Source organism: Polaribacter sp. HA6-7 (assembly GCF_055693625.1).
The window spans coordinates 1,174,444-1,195,773 of the sequence record NZ_CM146338.1; the positions used below are offsets into that span (position 1 = coordinate 1,174,444).

Sequence of the window (21,330 nt, forward strand, 5' to 3'; positions counted from 1 at the left end):
TAATGTTTAACTCAATTTTATTACAATTAGATTCTGGTAGTTTGGCTAGTATGTTACCATTTGCTGCAATGATTTTAGTCTTATATTTTTTTATGATAAGACCACAAATGAATCGTCAGAAAAAAGAAAAAGCTTTTCAAGCAGAAATTAAAACTGGTACAAAAGTGATTACTTCTAGTGGTATACACGGTAAAATTACAGATGTAAATAATACAGATAATACAATAACTATAGAAACAGGAGCAGGAAAAATTAAATTCGAACGTTCTGCAATTTCTATGGAATTAAGTAAAAAATACGCAGCACCTGCTAAAAAATAATTTTGCTTAACAAATAATTTAAAGTGAGTATTGTCTAAATTAGATAATACTCACTTTTTTGTTTGTACGCTTTTGTGTAGATTGCAGTAACAAAAAATTTCTATTGAAAACAACAAAGAAAATACCCAAAACATTTATTAGTTTCCTTTTAGTTTCTTTACTAATTTGGCTTTTAATTACATTTTCTAAAGAGTATAATACATCTATTGTTTTTCCGGTAGATTATAGTAATATTTCTCAAAATAAATTACTTCAAGCTACACCAACCAAAGAGTTAGAAGTTTTAGTAAAAGCAAATGGTTTTAAGATTCTTAGAACTAGGTTTAACGCAAAAACAATTGTTATTGATGCTAGCTCATTGATTAAAAAAAGGCACCAAACATTTTTTACTTTTAAATAAGCAACAAAAAAATATAGCGAAACAATTACCTTCCGGTATAGAATTGCAAGAAATTGTAAAAGACACAGTGTTTTTAGATGTTGGTAGTTTAGTTTCAAAGAAAATAGCCGTAAAACCCAATTTAAAATTAAATTTTCATGTTGGATATGATCTTTCTGAAGAAGTTAAAATTGCACCAGATAGTATTACTGTTTCCGGTCCGAAATGCTGTTGTCAAAATTGAACAATGTAGAACTTGAACCTTTATTTTTGCAAGACTTAAAAGTTGATTTTACCAAACAACTATCAATAAAACCTAAAGAAAATTACAAAAATTTAAAATTTAAAACCAATAAAATTACTGTTTCGGAAAAGTAGAAAAGTTTACTGAAGGGTCTTTAAATATTGAATATAAAATTATTAATGTACCGAAGGAGTTGTAATAAATACGCTTTCTAAAGAAGTAGAATTTACTTATGTTGTTGGTCTTTCTAGTTTTAATAAAATTAATAAAAGCGTAATTAAAATAGAATGTGATTACAGCGAAACAATTGCAAGTAATTTAGGATATCTAATCCCTAAATTAGTGCATAAACCATCAGTAATTAAAGGTTACAAGATAACACCAAAAAAAATAGATTTTTTAATTCAGAAATAAGATGATAATTGGCTTAACAGGAGGTATAGGAAGTGGAAAATCTACAGTGGCTAAAATGTTTAATGAGTTTTCTACAGTTGCAATATATATAGCAGATATAGAAGCAAAACAGTTAATGAACACATCAAAAGTTATCAAAGAAAATCTTATTAAATTTTTTGGTGAAGATGTGTTTAAAAATGCAGTTTTAAATAGAGAATTTTTAGCAAATATTGTATTTAAAGATAAAGAAAAGTTAAAGGTTCTTAACAATATTGTGCATCCAGAAGTTAAAAATCATTTTAAAAAATTTGTAGCAAATAACTCTGATAAAGATTACATTGTGTATGAAAGTGCAATTTTATTCGAAAATAATACTCAAAATCAATTCGATTTTATAATTACTGTTTATACTGATTTAGAAGAAAGAATCAATAGAATTATAAAAAGAGATAATACTACTAGAAAAGAAGTGTTAAACAGAATAAATAGTCAATGGAAAGACAATAAAAAAATGCTTTTATCTAACTATGTTGTTGATAATTATAGTGTTAAAAATACCAAGATTTTGGTTGAACAGATTCATAATATTTTAACAAAAAAGCAATGCTCAATTTAAGGAACCCTATCAGTTCTGTTAAATAAGTCTTAAAGTTCTAATAAAACAGTTAATTTAGGTTAAAATCGATAACTACAACTTTTGAAAGTAGTAAATTTGATTTATGCGTAAAAAAATGTTTATTCTTATTGTTGTTTTAATGAGTATTTCCTTGATAGGAATTATTGCTGTACAACTCTATTGGATTAACAATGCGCTAGAAAGTAAACAAGCACAATTTAAAAATGATGTGCAAAAATCTTTGGGTGCTGCAACCGAGAGAATTAACGAAAAAGAAATTTCTACTTTTCAGAAAAAAATTAACGAAATAATTTCTAAAGAAGGATTGGCTGGAACAGCCGAATTGAAGCAACATTTAATTCAGCAAATAGATACATCAACAAACACTAAAATTACAGTTGGTGGTACTTTTTTAGAAGAAAATTTTAAGTTAACATCAGATTTTTTAAATCACGATTCTATTATTTATAAGAGAGTTACAGGTAGAACAGATTTTTCTAAATTATCTTTAATTAAAAGTCCAGATGAATTATTTCCGAAGTTAGACGAACAAAGGTTTTCTTTTACAAGAAGATACACAGAGTTTGATAGATTACAGACTATAGAAATTTTAAATTTTGTTAATAATAGAAAATTAATTCACCAACGTTTAAGTAATAAAGATTTAAATGCAATTATAAAAGAAGAACTTGTTAAAAGAAACATTGTATTAGATTTTAAATATGGTGTTTATGGTTCTGATGGTTTGGCAACAAAATTAAAATCTGGTTATTACACAATCGATACAAAAGATAGTTTTAAATATCCGTTGTTTTTTGATCCTTTAGGAAACACAACTTATAATTTACATGTTACCTTTCCTGATAAAAATGATCATATTTTGGCAGGAATTTCTAATATACTATTGCTGTCGTTGTTTTTTATATTCATTATAATTATTGCTTTTTCAAGTTCATTATATCAATTAATTCGTCAGAAAAAATATCAGAGATTAAAACTGATTTTATCAATAATATGACGCATGAGTTTAAAACGCCAATAGCAACAATAAATTTGGCGTTAGATTCGATAAAAAACCCTAAGATTTTGGGTGACGATTCTAAGGTTTTGCGATATGTGCAAATGATACGTGATGAAAATAAAAGAATGCATTCTCAAGTAGAAAATGTATTAAGAATATCTAGATTAGAAAAAAATCAGATAGATTTAAGTAAGGAAACCATAGACTTACACGACATTATAGAAGACGCAATTACACATGTTAGCTTGTTAATAGAAGATAGAAAAGGTAAAGTTTCTACTCATTTTAAAGCAATTGTATCAGAATTACCAGGAAACCAATTTCATTTAACCAACGTGGTTGTAAACATGTTAGAAAATGCAATTAAATATTCTGAAGGCGCACCAATTATAGATGTTTATACAGAAAGTACAAGTAAGTTTTTTGTGTTTAAAATAAAAGATTCTGGTATTGGGATGAGTAAAAATGTTCAGAAACAGGTTTTTACAAAGTTTTATAGAGAACAAAAAGGAAACATACACGATGTTAAGGGCCATGGTTTAGGTTTGGCTTATGTAAAAGAAATAGTAGAAAAACACCACGGAACAGTTTTTGTGGAAAGTGAGAAAGGAAAAGGTAGCATATTTACAGTAAAATTACCTTTAATTTAAAATAAAGAAATAATAATGGGAAGTAAAAAGATTTTATTAGTTGAAGATGATCCAAATTTTGGAACAGTTCTAAAAGATTATTTAGCATTAAACGATTATAACGTTACACATGCAAAAGATGGAATAGAAGGTTTAATTATGTTTAAAAACAGCGATTACGATTTATGTATTTTAGATGTAATGATGCCTCGTAAAGATGGTTTTTCTTTAGCACAAGATATTCGAGTAACAAATAAAGAAGTGCCAATTATTTTCTTAACTGCAAAAACCCTTAAAGAAGACGTTTTAAAAGGTTATGCAGTTGGTGCAGATGATTATCTAAATAAACCTTTCGATTCGGAAGTTTTATTACACAAAATTAAGGCTATTCTGCAAAGAAAAGAAACAGATAATTCTACAGAAAACGAACAGTTTGAGTTTACAATTGGAAATTTCTTTTTCAATTCTAAATTACGTCATTTATCTATTGGTAAAGATGGAGAGCCTGTAAAATTATCGCCAAAAGAAAGTAAATTGTTGCGTATGTTAGCGCTTCATAAAAACGATTTAATGCCAAGAGAATTAGCATTAACTAAAATATGGAGAGACGATAACTATTTTACTTCTAGAAGTATGGATGTTTACATTGCTAAACTAAGAAAGTACTTAAAATTAGACGAAAAAGTAGAAATTTTAAATATTCACGGAGAAGGATTTAGATTAGTAGATAAATCTTAATTTCTAAAATTCTTCCCAAATAAAATAACTCAGTTTGTATTTCAAGCTGAGTTTTTTGTATTTTTATATTATGGCAGAATTTATAAGAATCTATAACGAAAATCCAAACCCAAAAGAAATTGCAAAGGTTGTAAAAGTTTTACAAGCTGGTGGTTTGGTTATTTATCCTACAGATACGGTTTATGGTTTGGGTTGCGATATCACAAAACCAAAAGCTTTAGAAAAAATTGCTCAAATAAAAGGAATCAAGTTAGAAAAAGCCAATTGGTCTTTTATTTGTAACGATTTAAGCCATCTTTCTGATTACGTTAAACAAATAGATTCAGCTACTTTTAAAATACTTAAAAGAGCTTTGCCGGGTCCTTATACTTTTATTTTACCAGGCAGTAAAAACTTACCAAAAGTCTTTAAAAAGAAAAAAACGGTTGGTATTAGAATTCGAGATAATTCGATAATTAGAACCTTAGTGCAAGAACTTGGCAACCCAATTGTATCTACATCTATTAGAGATGATGATGATGTGTTAGAGTATACCACAGATCCGGAGTTAATTTTTGAAAAATGGCAAAATCTAGTTGATGTTGTTATTGATGGTGGTTATGGCGGTAATGAAGCGTCTACCGTAATCGATTTAACAGAAGAGCCGAAGTAATTAGAGAAGGAAAAGGAAGTTTAGATATTCTTTAATTCTTATTTTAAGTTTTCAAATCTTTTTCTACCTAAAATAAAATATTGCCAAACAACACTTGTATGTAAATTGTATTGTTGTTTCTTTTGTAATAACTTTCTCTTCTTTAAATATTTATAAAAATTTTTATAGAAACTAAAATGCGCTTTTACAACAGCTAAAGTATGTACGGGTCTTAATTCGATTAAAAACTTTAATCCTGCAATTCCGTCTAAAATTAATCTAGAAAAAATTACAAATAAAAACCACTTTTTAGGCACGTTTTTTACAACGTTTAGTAAACTATTTCTAAAGTTTAAAAATGTTTTATGCGGATTGGTTTCTTGTAAAGTTGCTCCGCCAACATGATAAACAGTAGACGCACCAACATATTTTACTTTATAACCAATGTTTTGAGTTCGCCAACATAAATCTATTTCTTCTTGATGTGCAAAATAATCTTCATCAAAACCACCAAGTTTGTGATAAACATTTGCTCTAATAAACAAACAAGCGCCGAAGCCCAAAAATTTCTGAAGTATCATCAAATTGATTTTGGTCTGTTTCTAGAGAATTAAAAATTCTTCCTCTACAATAAGGGTATCCGTATAAATCTATAAATCCGCCAGCAGCACCAGCATACTCAAATTTATTTTTATTTTTAAAATCTAATAATTTAGGTTGAATAATAGCTGTTTTATCATCATTATTAAAAACATCTAATACCGGTTTTAACCAATTTTTAGTTACTTCAACATCAGAATTTAATAAACAATAAATATCTGCATCAATAGCTTGTAAAGAATCGTTATAACCTTTTGCATAACCGCCATTAGTTGGGTTTTCAATAATTTTTACCGACGGATAATTCTCTTTAATATAAGAAATAGAACTATCTGTAGAAGCATTATCGGCTACATAAACTTCTGCTTCATTTAAGCTAAAATTAACTACCGATGGTAAAAACTGTTCTAATAGTTTTTGACCATTCCAATTTAATATGACGATTGCTGTTTTCAAGGGTGCAAATTTACGTTATAAATCTTATTTAAAACTATTAGAAAATGGTTAATTCTAATAAGATAATAACTAAATATAATCTGGTATGTCTTTTAAGAAAATATAAGTTTCATTTTCAAAGTCCATTTTACAATAAAAATGTTGTAAACCGTTGGTAACAATTAAATAATTTGCTTTTAATTTTAAGTTATATCTCGCAATTTGATCAAAAGTAGCTTGCGTAATTTTAATAGATGGCGCTTTACATTCCACAATAATATCTGGTTCACCTTTTGTATTAAAAATTAAAATATCTGTCCTTTTTTTCTATTGTTTATCGTTAATTGTTTTTCTAAGGCAATAAGAGATTTTGGATATTTTTTTCTTCTAAAAGATATAAAACAAAATGTTGTCTTACCCATTCTTCTAGTGTTAGTACCAAGAATTTTTTCTTAAAATATCAAAAATAAGCATGTTATTTTCGTTACTTTTGAGACGGAAATTGTAGTTGGGTAGGTTCAGTTTTTGCATCGGTCAAAAGTAATTAAAAAACAGTTATGATACATTTATTAGTTGGTAATACTGGCGCAGGTAAATCTACATACGCAAGTAATTTAAAAAAAGAAACTTCGGTATTATTTTTACTTTGGATAAATGGAATAAAGTTTTATTTTTTCCGGATAAGAAAGATATAGATGGTTTAGATTGGTTTTTAGAAAGAATTGACAGAGCAGAAATTATAATAGAAGATTTGATATTACAGTTAGAAAATAGTGGTGTAGATAGTATTTTAGATGTAGGACTTTCTAAGTTTTTACACAGAGAAAAATATAGAAAATTCGCCAACGATAATTCTATTAATCTTCAACTTCATTTTTTAGATGTTTCAAAAGAAATTAGAAAAGAAAGAGTATTAAAAAGAAACTTAAATAAAGGGTTTACTTTTGAATTTGAAGTTAGTGAGGCTAATTTTGAATTTATGGAAAACTGGTTTGAAACGCCAACAGAAGAGGAATTACAAAATGCAATAATTATAAAAGAATAAATGAACGAAGTTAAAGCCATTGTATCAGATATTAAAAGCGGTACTATAAAACCCATTTATTTTTTAATGGGAGAAGAACCATATTATATTGATAAGATTTCTGATTATATTGAAGAACATGTATTAGATGAAGCAGAAAAAGGTTTTAATCAACAAGTAATGTATGGTAGAGATGCAAGTATAGAAGATATTGTGTCTGCAGCTAAACGTTACCCAATGATGGCAGAAAGACAGGTTTTAATAATTAAAGAAGCACAAGACTTAAGTAGAAATATAGAAAAGTTAGTTTCTTATGCCGAAAATCCGCAACCAACAACAGTTTTAGTTTTAAATTATAAATATAAAAAGTTAGATAAACGTAAAAAATTACACAAAGCGATTGCCAAAACAGGTGTTATTTTCGAGAGTAAAAAATTGTATGAAAATCAAGTTTCAGATTGGATTCGTAGAGTTTTAAGCGGTAAAAAATACCAAATAGAACCAAAAGCAGCTTTAATGTTAGTTGAGTTTTTAGGTACTGACTTAAGTAAAATTTCTAATGAATTAGAAAAATTAATGCTTGTACTAACAGAGGCAACAATTATTAACGATAAGCATATCGAAGAAAATATAGGTATTTCTAAAGACTTTAATAATTTTGAGTTAAGGAAAGCAGTAGGAGAGAAGAATATTGTAAAAGCAAATCGAATTATTAATTATTTTGCAGAAAATCCAAAAAGTAATCCTTTAATAATGACTATATCTTTATTAAACGGTTTTTTTACGCAACTACTTTCTTTTCATGGTTTAAAAGATAAATCAAAAAACTCTGTGGCAAAAGCAATCGGTGTTAATCCGTATTTTGTAGATGAGTATTTTTTGGCAGCTAGAAATTATCCAATGCGAAAAGTAGCACAGGTTATTGCTATGTTAAGAGAGGCAGATGTTAAAAGTAAAGGAGTAGGAGCAAATCAAACAAGTCATGATATTTTAAAAGAATTGTTATTTAAAATTTTACATTAAAATATAAATTAAAATGAAAAATATTTTTGAAAAAGAGGTTAGTAATCAGGTTATTGCTAGAATCGATAAATTAACAACATCTAGCCAACCACATTGGGGTAAAATGTCTGTTTCGCAAATGTTGGCACATTGCAATGTTACTTATGAAATGGTGTATACCGATAAACATTCTAAGCCAAATGCTTTTATGAAGTTTATGCTGAAATTGTTTGTTAAAAATGCAGTTGTTTCTACTAAACCTTATAGTAAAAACGGAAAAACAGCTCCTCAATTTATAATTGTTGAAGAAAAAGATTTTGAGCTAGAAAAAACAAGATTGATAAATTATATCAATCAAACCCAAGAATTGGGCGCTAAACATTTTGAGGGTAAAGAATCTCATTCTTTTGGTGCATTAACTTCACAAGAATGGAATAATTCCTTTTACAAACATTTAGATCATCATTTAACTCAATTCGGAGTTTAAAAAGTAAAATAAAAAAACCGAGCATTAGCTCGGTTTTCTTTTTTAAGGTCTATATATTTTTTCGTATAAATCTTTGTAAATATCTTTAATTATAGCTCTTTTCATTTTCATTGTCGGTGTTAAATGACCGCCATCAATAGACCAAACATCTTTAGTAAGTTCAAAACGTTTAATACGTTCCCATTTACCAAATTGTTCGTTACATTTATCTACTTCTCTTTGAATTCTATTAATCACTATTTCAGAACTGATAATTTCTTCGTTCGTTTTTCCAATTGATAAACCTTTTTTATCAATCCAATCTTTAATAAATTCAAAATTTGGTTGAATAATTGCTGCCGGCATTTTCTCACCTTCACCAATAACCATTATTTGTTCTATAAATAAAGATTGTTTTAATTCTCCTTCTAATAATGGTGGTACTACATATTTACCACCAGAGGTTTTAAACATTTCTTTAGTTCTTCCGGTAATTTTTAAGAAGCCTTCTTTATCAAATTCACCTTTATCACCTGTATGAAAATAACCATATTTTAAAACTTCAGAAGTTTTTTTAGGGTCTTTATAATAACCCAACATTACATTTGGTCCTTTTACTAAAATCTCTCCGTTTTCAGCAATTTTAACTTCAACCTTACTTATCGTTTTACCAACAGTACCTATTTTAAAACCTTTGTTTTTTTGGTCGTTTACAGAAATTACAGGAGAAGTTTCCGTTAACCCGTAACCTTCCATAATTGGCATACCTGCGGCAGCAAAAACTCTAGTTAATCTTGGTTGCAATGCTGCACTACCGTAAACCATAATTTTTAAATTTCCGCCCAAAGCTTCTTGCCATTTAGAAAATATTAGTTTTCTAGCTAAACTTAGTTGTTTTTCGTACCACCAGCCATTTGCACCATTAGGCTCGAACTTTAGCCCTAAGTTAACAGCCCAAAAGAAAAGTCCTTTTTTAATTCCGAAAAGAGCTTCTCCTTTTAAAATAATTTTATCGTAAATTTTCTCGTACAAACGAGGCACCGCAGTCATTACGTTTGGTTTAATTTCTTGAGCGTTTTCAGATAATTTTTCTATTGATTCTGCAAAATAAATAGATACACCACAATATTGGTATAGATACAAAATCATTCTTTCAAAAATATGACAAACAGGTAAAAAGCTTAAACCTAAATCTTTACCATCGTCTAAAGGAACACGCTCTTTAGCGGCCAAAACATTAGAAACAATATTGTCATGAGAAAGCATTACACCTTTTGGTCTACCCGTTGTACCGAAGTATAAATAAGTGTTGCTAAATCTGTTGGTTTTACAGCTTTTTTTCTTTGTTCAACTTCATCTTGATTTGCAGTATCTTTTCCTAATTCTAAAACATCTTTCCAAGATTTTTCTGAAGCAATATCATCAAAAGTATAAACACCTTTTAACTTTGTATTTCCTTTGATTTGGTTAAGCTTTTCTAAAACTTCTTCATCAGAAACAAAGCAATAAATAGCTTCAGAATGATTTAAAACATATTCATAATCTTCTTTACTAATTGTTGGATAAATTGGTACATTTTGTGCACCAGTTTGTAAAACACCAATATCACAAATATTCCATTCTGTTCTATTGTTTGATGATATAACTGCAATTTTATCGTTAGGTTGAACACCTAATTTTAATAATCCTCTACTTAATTGGTTTGCTTTTTCTACATATTCTTTGGTCGAAGTACTTACCCATTTATCATTCAATTTAGTTGATAACGATTTATTTAAATTATACGTTTCTAATTGATAATAAGGGATGTCAAATAACCTGGTAATTTCTATCGGCATAAGTTCTATTTTGTAAAATGCAAATTAGGGAAATTACAGCTATTTAGCAAATACTTATTTTAAGAGATTATAAATTATTAAATCTTTATTTTTAGTCTATTATTATTTTTGATAATATAGAATTAATGCATTTTTTTGACAATTAAGGTTTAAATTATTATTGCATTTAACTGCTTAATTTTTAAAAGTTTGCGTTTTAATAAAATTAAAAATTCTTAAAATATATGATTTATTCTAAAATTGAAAAACCTAGCTTTTTGATTAAAAAGCTAGGTTTAATTGGTTTTGGTCAGCCCCTAATCTAACCGTTTTTCCATTATGCTGCAATTTACAAAGATTTAAAAAACTGCATATACGTATAAATACCTATTTATTATTTATTAAATATTTATTGAAGTTTTTACCGTTTATTTTGGTGTATTTAGAGTCGATTTCATAATTAACATCCATCCCTGTAATATCAAAATCACCGAGAAACATTCATGTATTTTATATTAAGATCTTCCTTAAATTGAGTGTTGCTAAATGAAACTCCGTTTTTAAATTGTGTATATTTAAATGTAGCGGTATCCTTAAATATTGCATTTGCAAAACTTACATTTTCACTAAATTTAGCATACTTAAATGTTGCAACTTCATTAAACTTGGTTTTATAAAAGTTGCTTTTTTGAAGGAATTTAGCATATTTAAAAGTGTTATCATCATTAAAAGTTGAGTATGAAAAATCTGAATCTTTGTAAAAATCTGAATATTTAAACATTGCTTTTCTAGTAAATTCACATTTTTTAAAAATTACTTCTTCTTCAAAACTTGCTGTAAAAGTATAACCAGATTCTTCTGTAGGTATGTAAGCCAAAACATCATTTTTAAAAGTGCAGTTTTTAAAAGAAATTTTTACGCTAATTAGTTTTTTGATTTCGTTTGTATTACTGTTGTTATTAGAACTCCAGTTAAACCAACTGCTTTTTTTCTTTTTAGGTACATTTTTTAAAGCATCATCCATAAATGTTAAATCTAAAACTCCTATGATTGTTGCATTTTCGATTGAGATATTTTTGCCATTTTTTATATCATTTAAAATAGTTGATGCCTCTATTTTCTTTTGAGAAAAAATAGAATTGTTTATACAAATCGTTAAGATTAATAGAGTAATTATTTTTTTCATGTTATAAAGTTTTAATGTTTTATATAATGACTTTGTAAAATCTGATTTGTGACACTTTCTTTTTTAAAAATTAAAAGACCGAGAATACATCTCGGTCTTTTGCCTAAAACTAAAATACTAAAATAAATTTTACATCATTATATATAAATATCAGCCCCCCAATATCCATTGATGAAAATCTAATATAAATATACAAAGAGTAACTGTGGATTTAATGTAAATAATCGTACTTGGTATTTCTAAAAATCTCTTTTATTAATAAGAATTCGTCTTTAAAATAGTCTTTTAAAGATTTTGACGTAAACGATTTAAAATCTTTGGCAAAGTGAGATTCATCGTAATAATCATACATATAAATTAGGTCCTTCAGATCAATTTTTTTCCTTCATATTCTTTCATTAATTTCTTAAATCTATGAATTCTAATATATTTAGAAGGTGTTAAGCCTACTGTTTTTTTAAAATTGGTTTCTAAAGTTTTTTGACCAAAGGGTAAGTCTTCTAAAATTTCATTGACAGAAATCATTCCTTCTTTAAGATGAATTTTTTTTACAAGTTCATCTATAATTAAAGTATTTTTATTTTCTGTTAAAGGTAAGGTTAGAATATAATCTTCTAGTTTATCGAATACTTGGTGATATTCATCTTTTCCTTTTAAAAAAATGTTTTCAAGTTCTGAAGTTATAACTTGGTTTATTTTATGAAAGCACTTGTATTTATTAGTTATTGATGAAGCATCGATATTGGTTAATTTGTGTAAAGATGTTGCTTTAAAATTCATACCGCAAACAATACCTTCTTTGTATAAATTAAATTTATAAGATTTGCTAAATTGCCCATAAACACTAAGCTTATGTAAATCTGTAACTTCTTTTGCAAGAGATATTCTTTGACCTTTACTATAAAAATAGGCTAAACCAGGAAAAGTTTAAAGGCGGAATTATAGCTTCTAACGGTACGTCTTTTTTTGATAATCAATTAAAAAAACTCCTGGATTAAATGAGAAGTTTTTGTAACATCAAAATAAGTTAGCTTCATAGAATTTTAATTATAATTTTAAAAATAAAAAAAATCCTATAAAGCTATTTTTAATTTATTTTTTATTGATTATCCAGTCTTTTGCATTTACAAAAGCTTGTAGCCAAGGTGTAACTTCATCTTTTCTATCCGCAGGATAATTTGCCCAATTCCATTGAAAAGTAGAGCGTTCTATATGTGGCATTGTTACTAAATGTCTACCAGTTTTATCACACATCATTGCTGTATTAAAATCAGAACCATTTGGGTTATTTGGGTAACCCTCGTAACCATATTTAGCGACAATATGATAATTATTTTCAGTTTCTGGTAAGCTAAATTTACCTTCACCATGAGAAATCCAAACCCCTAACTCTGTACCTGCTAAAGATGATAACATTACAGAATTGTTTTCTTGAACTTTTACTGATGTAAATGAACTTTCGTGTTTTTTAGAATCGTTGTGCACCAATTTTCCATGAACTTTATGTTCGGATTAATTAAGTCTAACTCCATCCATAATTGTGCGCCATTACAAATACCAACAGATAAAGTATCTTCTCGTTTAAAGAAGTTTTTTAAAGCTGTATTTGCTTTTTCGTTATATTTAAAAGCACCTGCCCACCCTTTTGCAGATCCTAAAACATCAGAATTAGAAAAACCACCAACAGCACCAATAAATTGAATGTCTTCAAGAGTTTCACGACCAGAAATTAAATCTGTCATGTGTACATCTTTTACATCAAAACCAGCTAAATACATAGCATTCGCCATTTCACGTTCTGAGTTAGATCCTTTTTCTCTAATAATTGCAGCTTTTGGTTTCTCAGTTTCAATTTTAGGTAATTTACCTGTAAAGTTTTACTGAAATTTATATGTTAAAGGCTGTTTTTTATAATTATCAAATCTATCTTGTGCTAAATTATTAGCAGTTTGTTTTTGATCTAATAAGAAAGAAGTTTTGTACCAAACATCTCTAAGTTCTGCAACATCAAAAGAAAATGTATCTGTATTATTTTTAATGTTTACAGTACCAGAGTTATTTGCAGTACCAATTTTAAATACCGCAATACCTTTATCTTCTAATTCTTTTTCTACTGAAACATCTGCTTGAAATACAATTCCGGCATTTTCAGAGAATAATACTTTTATAGAATCTTCTTCGTTTAAAACAGAAATATCAAAGTCTGCACCTAAATTTACATCAGCAAAACACATCTCTAATAAAGTTGTTATAAATCCGCCGAAGCAATATCGTGTCCTGCCTTAATTTTATCAGCTTTAATTAAATTCTGAATTGCATTAAATGTCTTTTTTACATAAGAAGAATTTGTAACATCCGGTGTTTCGTTACCAATAGCATTTAAAGCTTGGTTAAAAGAGCTTCCACCTAATTTATATTCGTCTTGAGAAATATTGATGTAATAAATATTTCCACCATCAACTTTTAAAACAGGCTCTACAACTTTAGAAATTTCATTACAGTTTCCGGCAGCAGAAATAATAACAGTTCCAGGAGAAATTACATCCCCATCAGGATATTTTTGTTTCATTGATAAAGAATCTTTACCAGTTGGCACGTTGATACCTAAATCTACAGAAAACTCAGAAACAGCTTTAACTGCTTTATATAAACGAGCATCTTCGCCTTCGTTTTTGCAAGGCCACATCCAATTTGCAGATAAAGAAATTGAACTTAAATTATCTTTTAAAGGCGCCCAAATAATATTTGTTAATGATTCTGTTATTGCATTTCTACTTCCTGCCTCAGGATTAATTAATGCAGAAATAGGAGCGTGCCCAATAGAAGTTGCTACACCTTCTTTACCGTTATAATCTAAAGCCATTACACCAACGTTGTTTAACGGTATTTGTAACGGCCCAACACATTGTTGTTTGGCAACTTTACCACCAACACATCTATCTACTTTATTTGTTAACCAATCTTTACAAGCAACAGCTTCTAGTTGTAAAACTTGCTCTAAATAGATTTTTAAATTTTTTGTTTTATAACGAGGATTTTTATATTTTCTGATGACAGTTTTATCTGTCATTATGGTTTTTGGCGAAGAACCAAACATATCTTCTAAAGCTAAATCCATTGGTTTTTCGCCAGTAGTTTTAGATTCAAAAGTAAAACGATTATTACCAGTAACTTCACCAACAGTATACATTGGCGAGCGTTCTCTTTCTGCTATTTTTTGAAGTGTCTCTGTATGTTTTTTAGCAATTACCAATCCCATTCTTTCTTGAGATTCGTTACCAATAATTTCTTTTGCAGATAAAGTAGGATCACCAACAGGTAATTTATCTAAATCGATTTTACCACCAGTATCTTCTACCAATTCTGATAAACAATTTAAATGTCCGCCAGCACCATGATCGTGAATTGAAACAATAAAGTTTTCATCACTTTCTACCATACCTCTAACTGCATTAGCAGCACGTTTTTGCATTTACGGGTTCGATCTTTGTACAGCATTTAATTCAATTCCTGATGCAAATTCTCCGGTATCTGCAGACGAAACTGCAGCACCACCCATACCTATTCTGTAGTTTTCACCACCAAGAATAACAATTTCATCACCATCTTTTGGTGTATCTTTTAAAGCTTGTTCTGCTTTACCGTAACCAATTCCGCCAGCTTGCATAATTACTTTATCGAAACCTAATCTTCTTGCCTCAGCTTCACTAGAAGCTGCATTTTCTTTATGCTCGAAAGTTAAAACAGAACCTGTAATTAATGGTTGCCCAAATTTGTTTCCAAAATCCGAAGCTCCGTTAGAAGCTTTTATTAAAATATCCATCGGAGTTTGGTATAGCCAATCTCCGGCTTCAAATTTTTGCTCCCAAGGTCTTTTTTCTTCTAATCTCGAGTAAGAAGTCATATAAACTGCTGTTCCTGCTAAAGGTAAAGAACCTTTACCACCGGCAAGTCTATCTCTAATTTCTCCTCCGGAACCAGTAGCGGCACCGTTAAAAGGCTCTACAGTTGTTGGGAAATTATGAGTTTCTGCTTTTAATGAAATTACAGAATCAAAATCTTGTGTTTGATAAAAATCGGGTTTATCTGCTGTTTTAGGAGCAAACTGTTCAACTTTTGGTCCTTTTATAAAAGCTACATTGTCTTTGTATGCAGAAACAATGTCATTAGGGTTTTGCTTTGATGTTTCTTTAATCAATTTAAAAAGAGAAGTTGGCATTTCTTCTCCATCAATAACAAAAGTTCCGTTAAAAATTTTATGACGACAGTGTTCTGAGTTTACTTGAGAAAACCCAAATACTTCTGAATCTGTTAATTTTCTATCTATTTTTTTTGCTACACTTTCAAGGTATTCAACCTCTTCTTCGCTTAAAGACAAACCTTCTTGATTGTTATAAGCAGCAATATCATCAATTTCTATAATTGCTTCTGGTTGAATATCAATAGCAAATGAGTCTTGATGTAAGCTCTTAAATTTTTCTGAAATCATTGGGTCAAAATCAGAAAATCCTTCTGAAACAGCTGTAAATTCTTCAATTCTAATGATATCAGAAATACCCATGTTTTGAGTGATTTCTACTGCATTTGTACTCCAAGGTGTAATCATTGCAGCTCTAGGGCCAACAAAAAAAGCATCTATTGATGCCTCATTTATTTTTGGTTGATCGGCAAAAAGCCAAGTCAATTTTGCAATTGTTTCTGTTGTTAATTCTTTTGTTGTTTGAACAGCGAATACTTTACTGTTTTTGTTTCCAAAGAAATGAATCATTATTGTGTTGTGTTAGCGTTTGTTGTAAATGACAAATTTACTTTTTTCAACTTAATTTTAACTATTTATTTACGCGAAATTATATAGTTTTTCAATAGGTTTTTAACAAAAAAAAGACGACTAAAAATAGTCGTCTTTTAAATTTTACTAAGTAATTACTTATTGTTTGATAAACTTTTTAGTAATCGATTGGTTTTGCGTATTTAATTTTAATAAATACATCCCTTTAGATAACTTAGAAACATTTATAGAACTGTTTGCGTTTTCTATTGTTTCTGATTGCACCAATTTACCTAAAACATTATAAATATTTATAGTTGCTTTTTCGTTGATATTAAAAAATAACTTGTTACCTGTAACAGGGTTTGGATACATTTTGAAACCGTTTAAAGTCTCTGAATTTGTACTTAGAGTTACAGTGTGACTTCCAATTCCGTTAAATGTGTTTTCAGGAAAAGCAGTCCATTCACCTGTTTTGTCAAAAGTAGTGTTAGGTGCAGTAATATCTCCGTTTCTTCTCAGTGTTACGTTACTGGCAAATTGTGCACCATTTCCAAAAACACCAATCATATCAATTAATACATCGTCTTTAAATAAAGCAACTGCGTCATCACCATTAAAGTTTACTGGTTGACCATAGTTTGTGTCAAAGTTATTTGGTTGCACTAAATCTACTTGTCCATTAGGATTAGATGCAGAATATGGTTGTAATTCGGAGCAGAGTTATCTCCGTTACCAACAACAAAAACATCTCCAGGAACAATGCTTTTTACAGATCCTTTATCTAAAGCTAAAGGTGTAGTCCAAACACCAGATCCATTTCTTTCTAACTTTAAAACATACCCATCAAGATCTACTGTACTACCTGTTAAGTTCACAATCTCAATTGCTTTGTTAGTACCTCCATCTCCTTCAACATATTCAGAAATAAATAATTCTGTTGCAGTACCACCGGAAGAACCGTCTGTGGTTGTTGCGCTAACTGCTGAAGATTTTGCAGACATATTATTATCTTTGTCTTTAGCTAATACAGATACACTGTAAGTAGTAGATGTTGCTAAATTTATGATTGTATAATTTGTGTCTGTTGTATTTGCGTGAAAAGTATCATCTAAATAAACGTCATAACTTGCAACGGCATTATTATCTGTAGATGCAGACCAATTTACCATAAAAGAGCTGTCTGTAACATTTGTAACTGTAACATTACTAGGTACAGTTGGAGCTGTTGTGTCTGATAATGTTTGTCCTGTAACTACGTCACTTGCTTCAGAACTATTAATTTGATCTTTAGCAATAACTTTAAAGCTATATGATGTACCTGCTTCTAAACCTGTTATAGAAGTATTTGTTGTTGTAGTTTGTTTTGTTAAAACATTATTAACATAAACATTATAACCTGTAACACCAACATCATCTGTAGAGGCTGTCCAGTTTAAATCGATTGATGTTAAAGTTATATTACTTAAAGTTACATTTGTAGGTTTAGTAGGTGCTTGTGTATCGCTACTAGTGTAAATACCCCAAGTATCTTGTGCTGCATCTCCGCCCCAAATTCTAGTTGCTAAATATGGATTATCTATAAAAGGGTTTCTGTTTCCTTGTGCATAAGTATTCGAAGTATTTTCATGAAATGTGTTACGATCTTTTTCAAAGTCTGAAACAGGATCTTCTGCATTCCATTTTAAGAATAAATCAATCATGTCATCTGGCGTAAATTGATTACTACCAACACCTACAGCAGTAGGTAAACATTGATCTCCGTAACGAAGATACATGTACATAATAATTCTAGCAACATCACCTTTCCATTCATCTCCAGGATACCAACCTCTTGTATTTGCACCTTCCGGACCATTGTAAGTTACGCTAGAACGAGAAGAATTACCAGTACCTAAAGCAAATTTATAATTATTTCTTTCTGAATTTCTGTTTTTATCTGCAGGTCTTAAGTTGTGTGCATCTGTACCAGGACCAGGATTATTTGTAACCAAACTTGGGTTTGCCAAAGATTTAGAAAAAACATGTTCTCTGTTCCAAACAAAGCTATCACCATTTCCTCTATCTTGTAAAGAATTATCTCTAGTTCTGTCGTTTGTAATATCTTGGTCGGTACCATTTTCCCAACCATAAATTAAAACAACTCTAGATGCATCTACATCTTTGTCTGTAACCTTAGAAGCTTCCCAAACACCAGGAGTGTAACTTAATAAGTTTGTGTGTGTACTAATAATTTTTGTTGCTAAAGCATCTTTTAAATCTGTACTAGATAATTGTAAATTAACATCACTATAATAAGCTTCTTGACAGAAAGAAATTAAAGAGGTTAAAGTAAGAATACTAAAAAGTAATTTTTTCATCATATGTATTTATTAAAAATTAAAAAATAGATATTTCTTTTTCTGCAATTAAACCTTAATATTAGCAATATATTAAGCTTGTTTTTTTCTAAAAGCGCCATATAAAATCCGTCGAAACCGTAAATATGAGCTAATACTTTTTTATCTTTTACAAAAGTAAAGTCTTTTCCTGCTTCTGATGTTAAGAAATTATTAACTTGATCTTGATTTTCTGAAGGAAGTATAGAACAAGTAGCATACACCATTTTTCCGCCTGGTTTAACCATTTTAGAATATTGTTGTAAAACGTCTTGTTGAACTTTTTTAATATTGTCTATAAATTCTGGTTGTAATTTCCATTTAGAATCTGGGTTTCTTCTAATAACACCTAATCCAGAGCATGGTGCATCTATTAAAACTCTATCTGCTTTACCGTGCAATTTTTTTATAGGTTTTGTAGAGTCGATAACTCTTAAATCTATATTGTGGGCCTTGTTTCTTTTAGCTCTTACTTTTAGTTTACGTAGTTTGCTTTCGTAAATATCCATAGCAATAACTTGCCCTTTGTTTTCCATTAAAGCAGATAAATGTAAAGTTTTACCACCAGCACCTGCACAAGTATCTACTACTTTCATACCGGGTTTAACATCTAAATAAGCAGCTACCAACTGAGAAGAAGCATCTTGAACTTCAAAAAAACCATTGTGAAAAGCTTCTGTTTTAAATACATTTGCTCTTTTCGGTAATACCAATGCATCTGGATGATTTGGTACAAATTCTGTAATTACGTTTTCTGCTCGTAACTTTTTTTGAAGTAATTCTTTAGAAATGTTTAAAGTATTAGTTCTTAAAATAACTTTTGCTTGCTCGTTTAAAGCGGCAATTTCTTTGGTCCAAACTTCATTTCCTAATTCTTTTTCGCATAATTCATCCATCCAATCTGGTATAGATTCTCTAAATTTTCTTGTTTTAGAAAGTTCTGCAAAACGACCTTTAATTCTTCTTTCTCGGTACATCACCAATTTGGTTCCAGTCTCGGTAAAGCAATTCCTCTTAGAATACACCAAACAGAAAAGAGTCTCCAAATATTATCTCTATCATAAGGTACTTTTACTTCGGCAATTTCTGCATAAAGTCTATTCCATCTTACAATGTCGTAAATTGTTTCTGCAACAAATTTACGGTCTCTTGCGCCCCAACGTTTGTCTCTTTTTAAGGCTTTTTCTACAGCTTTATCAGCATAAACACCTTCGTTAAATATATCTCTAATACTGTCTATTACAGCAAAAGTTAAATTTCTATGTAATCTCATTTTATAATTTTGTACAAGGGGCAAAGTTACAAATATCTATTACTAGATTCTAGTTTTAACATTAATATTATTTTAAATTAAAATACACATAATAAAGAAGTCTTGGTTTATTGTTTAATTTGTATTATATTTAATCACAGTTTATTACGTTTTTATAATTCAAAAAATGAAAACGGAAAAACAAAGTATTTTAGAAATGAATTGTCATTTTTACAAATAGCAAATTTTGTTTAATTCTTAATCCTCCATATAGATGAAAAGCATAGCATGTAACATTTTAACAAATTGTAGATATAGTTTGTTGAATTCTTCGATTTTAAATTTAGAAAACGAAAATATCGTTATAAATGAGTTTTCGAAAACTTTACAAGAGTTTCCTTCCTAAATTTTATTTAGTACTTCAATAGTTTTTTAGATCCAAATATTAGCTTTTTCAAGGCTTGTATATGATCATCTTATTGTTTCCCAACAATAAAATGAATTCCCTGTTACTTTAAATTATTCTAATTAATTTTAAAACTCTCGACATGAAAAAAGAGATTATTAAAATTTTGATGGTATTTTTTTTAGTTTTAAAAACTACGATTCTTTTTTCTTTTTCAGAAAAATCTATTTTACTAAGTAAAGATTTAGCTTCTTTAAAAATATCTACCAACAAAATAAACCCTGCAGTAAACGATATTAGTTTATTGCCTAAAAATACGATTGTACCTTTAATAAATGATACTACAAATTTTACTTCATTAACCGTTACAGGCACTGAATTTTGCCCAATCATTGGAAGTTGTATAGATGATTGGACAGGAAACGGAGCAAATGTAATTGATGGCGATACCGATAATTTTTCTAGAGCATCAATTTTATTAGGTGGTGATGCTGAGGTTTTATCAATTACATATCCTACAGAAGATATTCCTGCAGGTTCATATGCTGGTTTTAGAATTAGAAATGCTTCACTATTAGGTTTGTTAGGTAATAATACTGCTATTAGAACAAGAGATGTAAATGGAGATATTGTAGATACTTATAATTTAGAAGGCAGTTTAATATCGGCACTAGATTTTAGTAATGCTACTAATGTAGGTTTTGTTACTACGGGTAATTTTAGAACAATAGAAATTGTATTTGGCGGAGATTTGCTTAAAACAGGTAGTTTAGATGTTTTCTATCCATTTATAAAACTCTATCAAGAAAATGCAACTTCTTTAACTTGTAATGATGTAAATACAATTACAAATCCACAATTTCCAGTAGAAGTTGTAGATGTGGGTGTAACAGGTGTTAATGTGTCTTTATTAGGTGATGTTATTCAAAATCCGAATTTTTAATTGATTCAGATTTAACAAATCATGCAACTTTAAATGCAGGTTTAGTTGGGGTAGGCGTTCTAGCAACTTCATATATTTC

19 protein-coding genes and 6 pseudogenes are annotated in these 21,330 nt (G+C 29.0%); 12 read left to right on the top strand and 13 right to left on the bottom strand.

Annotated features, from left to right (window positions below):
- Window positions 1-2 precede the first annotated feature (2 nt).
- From yajC to ACZ1HD_RS06510, 8 genes and pseudogenes are all read left to right on the top strand, one after another.
- Window positions 3-320 (top strand): preprotein translocase subunit YajC, encoded by a 318-nt coding sequence (gene yajC / locus ACZ1HD_RS06475; protein WP_077809010.1) that lies wholly within the window; start codon window positions 3-5, stop codon window positions 318-320.
- A gap of 103 nt (window positions 321-423) precedes the next feature.
- Window positions 424-720, top strand: a complete 297-nt coding sequence (locus tag ACZ1HD_RS06480; RefSeq protein WP_472688950.1) for a hypothetical protein — start codon at window positions 424-426, stop codon at window positions 718-720.
- A gap of 43 nt (window positions 721-763) precedes the next feature.
- Complete coding sequence (locus ACZ1HD_RS06485; protein WP_472688951.1) at window positions 764-943, top strand: hypothetical protein; 180 nt, start codon at window positions 764-766, stop codon at window positions 941-943.
- A gap of 415 nt (window positions 944-1,358) precedes the next feature.
- Complete coding sequence (gene coaE / locus ACZ1HD_RS06490) at window positions 1,359-1,955, top strand: dephospho-CoA kinase (RefSeq protein WP_472688952.1); 597 nt, start codon at window positions 1,359-1,361, stop codon at window positions 1,953-1,955.
- A 115-nt stretch (window positions 1,956-2,070) separates the two neighbouring features.
- Complete coding sequence (locus tag ACZ1HD_RS06495; RefSeq protein WP_472688953.1) at window positions 2,071-2,973, top strand: hypothetical protein; 903 nt, start codon at window positions 2,071-2,073, stop codon at window positions 2,971-2,973.
- Window positions 2,970-3,626 carry a sensor histidine kinase gene (locus ACZ1HD_RS06500; protein ID WP_472688954.1) on the top strand — a complete coding sequence of 219 codons (657 nt, stop codon included), beginning with the start codon at window positions 2,970-2,972 and terminating at the stop codon, window positions 3,624-3,626. Before ACZ1HD_RS06495 ends, ACZ1HD_RS06500 begins: the two co-directional genes overlap by 4 nt.
- 15 nt (window positions 3,627-3,641) lie before the next feature.
- Window positions 3,642-4,343 carry a response regulator transcription factor gene (locus ACZ1HD_RS06505; protein WP_079738598.1) on the top strand — a complete coding sequence of 234 codons (702 nt, stop codon included), beginning with the start codon at window positions 3,642-3,644 and terminating at the stop codon, window positions 4,341-4,343.
- 70 nt (window positions 4,344-4,413) lie between these two features.
- Window positions 4,414-5,030, top strand: a pseudogene (locus ACZ1HD_RS06510) (L-threonylcarbamoyladenylate synthase).
- A 3-nt stretch (window positions 5,031-5,033) separates the two neighbouring features.
- On the opposite strand, the pseudogene ACZ1HD_RS06515 reads toward ACZ1HD_RS06510, so the two are convergent.
- Window positions 5,034-6,030 (bottom strand): annotated as a pseudogene (locus tag ACZ1HD_RS06515) (glycosyltransferase family 2 protein).
- Window positions 6,031-6,099: 69 nt separating this feature from the next.
- Window positions 6,100-6,540: pseudogene (locus ACZ1HD_RS06520) on the bottom strand (type I restriction enzyme HsdR N-terminal domain-containing protein).
- 115 nt (window positions 6,541-6,655) lie between these two features.
- On the opposite strand from ACZ1HD_RS06520, the gene ACZ1HD_RS06525 reads away from it, so the two are divergent.
- The 3 genes from ACZ1HD_RS06525 to ACZ1HD_RS06535 are packed head-to-tail and all read left to right on the top strand — an operon-like array spanning window position 6,656 to window position 8,522.
- The gene (locus ACZ1HD_RS06525) at window positions 6,656-7,054 is read left to right on the top strand and encodes a P-loop nucleotide/nucleoside kinase family protein (RefSeq protein ID WP_472688955.1); all 399 of its coding nucleotides are present in this window, start codon (window positions 6,656-6,658) and stop codon (window positions 7,052-7,054) included.
- Window positions 7,055-8,056, top strand: a complete 1,002-nt coding sequence (holA, locus tag ACZ1HD_RS06530; protein ID WP_472688956.1) for a DNA polymerase III subunit delta — start codon at window positions 7,055-7,057, stop codon at window positions 8,054-8,056. It abuts the gene before it with no gap.
- A 13-nt stretch (window positions 8,057-8,069) separates the two neighbouring features.
- Window positions 8,070-8,522 (top strand): DUF1569 domain-containing protein, encoded by a 453-nt coding sequence (locus ACZ1HD_RS06535; protein ID WP_472688957.1) that lies wholly within the window; start codon window positions 8,070-8,072, stop codon window positions 8,520-8,522.
- Window positions 8,523-8,564: 42 nt separating this feature from the next.
- On the opposite strand, the pseudogene ACZ1HD_RS06540 reads toward ACZ1HD_RS06535, so the two are convergent.
- The 11 genes and pseudogenes from ACZ1HD_RS06540 to ACZ1HD_RS06590 all read right to left on the bottom strand — a co-directional run.
- Window positions 8,565-10,339: pseudogene (locus ACZ1HD_RS06540) on the bottom strand (AMP-dependent synthetase/ligase).
- 466 nt (window positions 10,340-10,805) lie between these two features.
- Window positions 10,806-11,504: a pentapeptide repeat-containing protein gene (locus tag ACZ1HD_RS06545; protein ID WP_472688958.1), complete on the bottom strand. Its 699-nt coding sequence runs from the start codon at window positions 11,502-11,504 to the stop codon at window positions 10,806-10,808.
- A 211-nt stretch (window positions 11,505-11,715) separates the two neighbouring features.
- The gene (locus ACZ1HD_RS06550) at window positions 11,716-11,856 is read right to left on the bottom strand and encodes a hypothetical protein (protein WP_472688959.1); all 141 of its coding nucleotides are present in this window, start codon (window positions 11,854-11,856) and stop codon (window positions 11,716-11,718) included.
- A gap of 14 nt (window positions 11,857-11,870) precedes the next feature.
- A complete protein-coding gene (locus tag ACZ1HD_RS06555; protein ID WP_472688960.1) occupies window positions 11,871-12,284 on the bottom strand; it encodes a hypothetical protein in 414 nt (137 codons plus the stop codon).
- A gap of 312 nt (window positions 12,285-12,596) precedes the next feature.
- Window positions 12,597-13,294, bottom strand: a pseudogene (locus ACZ1HD_RS06560) (phosphoribosylformylglycinamidine synthase subunit PurQ).
- Between the two features lie 87 nt (window positions 13,295-13,381).
- Window positions 13,382-13,738 carry a hypothetical protein gene (locus ACZ1HD_RS06565; protein ID WP_472688961.1) on the bottom strand — a complete coding sequence of 119 codons (357 nt, stop codon included), beginning with the start codon at window positions 13,736-13,738 and terminating at the stop codon, window positions 13,382-13,384.
- Between the two features lie 14 nt (window positions 13,739-13,752).
- Window positions 13,753-14,976: an AIR synthase-related protein gene (locus ACZ1HD_RS06570; protein WP_472688962.1), complete on the bottom strand. Its 1,224-nt coding sequence runs from the start codon at window positions 14,974-14,976 to the stop codon at window positions 13,753-13,755.
- The gene (locus ACZ1HD_RS06575) at window positions 14,977-16,272 is read right to left on the bottom strand and encodes a hypothetical protein (protein WP_472688963.1); all 1,296 of its coding nucleotides are present in this window, start codon (window positions 16,270-16,272) and stop codon (window positions 14,977-14,979) included. It lies immediately after the preceding gene.
- Window positions 16,273-16,431: 159 nt separating this feature from the next.
- Window positions 16,432-16,938, bottom strand: coding sequence for a T9SS type A sorting domain-containing protein (locus ACZ1HD_RS06580; RefSeq protein ID WP_472688964.1), 507 nt, complete (start codon window positions 16,936-16,938; stop codon window positions 16,432-16,434).
- A gap of 5 nt (window positions 16,939-16,943) precedes the next feature.
- A complete protein-coding gene (locus ACZ1HD_RS06585) occupies window positions 16,944-18,635 on the bottom strand; it encodes an endonuclease (protein ID WP_472688965.1) in 1,692 nt (563 codons plus the stop codon).
- Window positions 18,636-18,715: 80 nt separating this feature from the next.
- Window positions 18,716-19,923 (bottom strand): annotated as a pseudogene (locus ACZ1HD_RS06590) (RsmB/NOP family class I SAM-dependent RNA methyltransferase); the annotation flags it as partial.
- A 527-nt stretch (window positions 19,924-20,450) separates the two neighbouring features.
- On the opposite strand from ACZ1HD_RS06590, the gene ACZ1HD_RS06595 reads away from it, so the two are divergent.
- Window positions 20,451-21,251 carry a hypothetical protein gene (locus tag ACZ1HD_RS06595; RefSeq protein ID WP_472688966.1) on the top strand — a complete coding sequence of 267 codons (801 nt, stop codon included), beginning with the start codon at window positions 20,451-20,453 and terminating at the stop codon, window positions 21,249-21,251.
- Window positions 21,252-21,330: the final 79 nt, after the last annotated feature.

What these genes read in the sequence shown, in the direction of transcription:
- ACZ1HD_RS06545 (WP_472688958.1), bottom strand. Translation starts at nt 11,504, where the DNA reads ATGAAAAAAATAATTACTCTATTAATCTTAACGATTTGTATAAACAAT.
- ACZ1HD_RS06575 (WP_472688963.1), bottom strand. Translation starts at nt 16,272, where the DNA reads ATGATTCATTTCTTTGGAAACAAAAACAGTAAAGTATTCGCTGTTCAA.
- ACZ1HD_RS06500 (WP_472688954.1), top strand. Translation starts at nt 2,970, where the DNA reads ATGACGCATGAGTTTAAAACGCCAATAGCAACAATAAATTTGGCGTTA.
- ACZ1HD_RS06565 (WP_472688961.1), bottom strand. Translation starts at nt 13,738, where the DNA reads ATGTGTTTTGCTGATGTAAATTTAGGTGCAGACTTTGATATTTCTGTT.
- ACZ1HD_RS06585 (WP_472688965.1), bottom strand. Translation starts at nt 18,635, where the DNA reads ATGATGAAAAAATTACTTTTTAGTATTCTTACTTTAACCTCTTTAATT.
- coaE (WP_472688952.1), top strand. Translation starts at nt 1,359, where the DNA reads ATGATAATTGGCTTAACAGGAGGTATAGGAAGTGGAAAATCTACAGTG.
- ACZ1HD_RS06505 (WP_079738598.1), top strand. Translation starts at nt 3,642, where the DNA reads ATGGGAAGTAAAAAGATTTTATTAGTTGAAGATGATCCAAATTTTGGA.
- holA (WP_472688956.1), top strand. Translation starts at nt 7,055, where the DNA reads ATGAACGAAGTTAAAGCCATTGTATCAGATATTAAAAGCGGTACTATA.
- yajC (WP_077809010.1), top strand. Translation starts at nt 3, where the DNA reads ATGTTTAACTCAATTTTATTACAATTAGATTCTGGTAGTTTGGCTAGT.
- ACZ1HD_RS06495 (WP_472688953.1), top strand. Translation starts at nt 2,071, where the DNA reads ATGTTTATTCTTATTGTTGTTTTAATGAGTATTTCCTTGATAGGAATT.
- ACZ1HD_RS06535 (WP_472688957.1), top strand. Translation starts at nt 8,070, where the DNA reads ATGAAAAATATTTTTGAAAAAGAGGTTAGTAATCAGGTTATTGCTAGA.
- ACZ1HD_RS06570 (WP_472688962.1), bottom strand. Translation starts at nt 14,976, where the DNA reads ATGCAAAAACGTGCTGCTAATGCAGTTAGAGGTATGGTAGAAAGTGAT.
- ACZ1HD_RS06555 (WP_472688960.1), bottom strand. Translation starts at nt 12,284, where the DNA reads ATGAATTTTAAAGCAACATCTTTACACAAATTAACCAATATCGATGCT.
- ACZ1HD_RS06550 (WP_472688959.1), bottom strand. Translation starts at nt 11,856, where the DNA reads ATGTATGATTATTACGATGAATCTCACTTTGCCAAAGATTTTAAATCG.
- ACZ1HD_RS06595 (WP_472688966.1), top strand. Translation starts at nt 20,451, where the DNA reads ATGAAAAAAGAGATTATTAAAATTTTGATGGTATTTTTTTTAGTTTTA.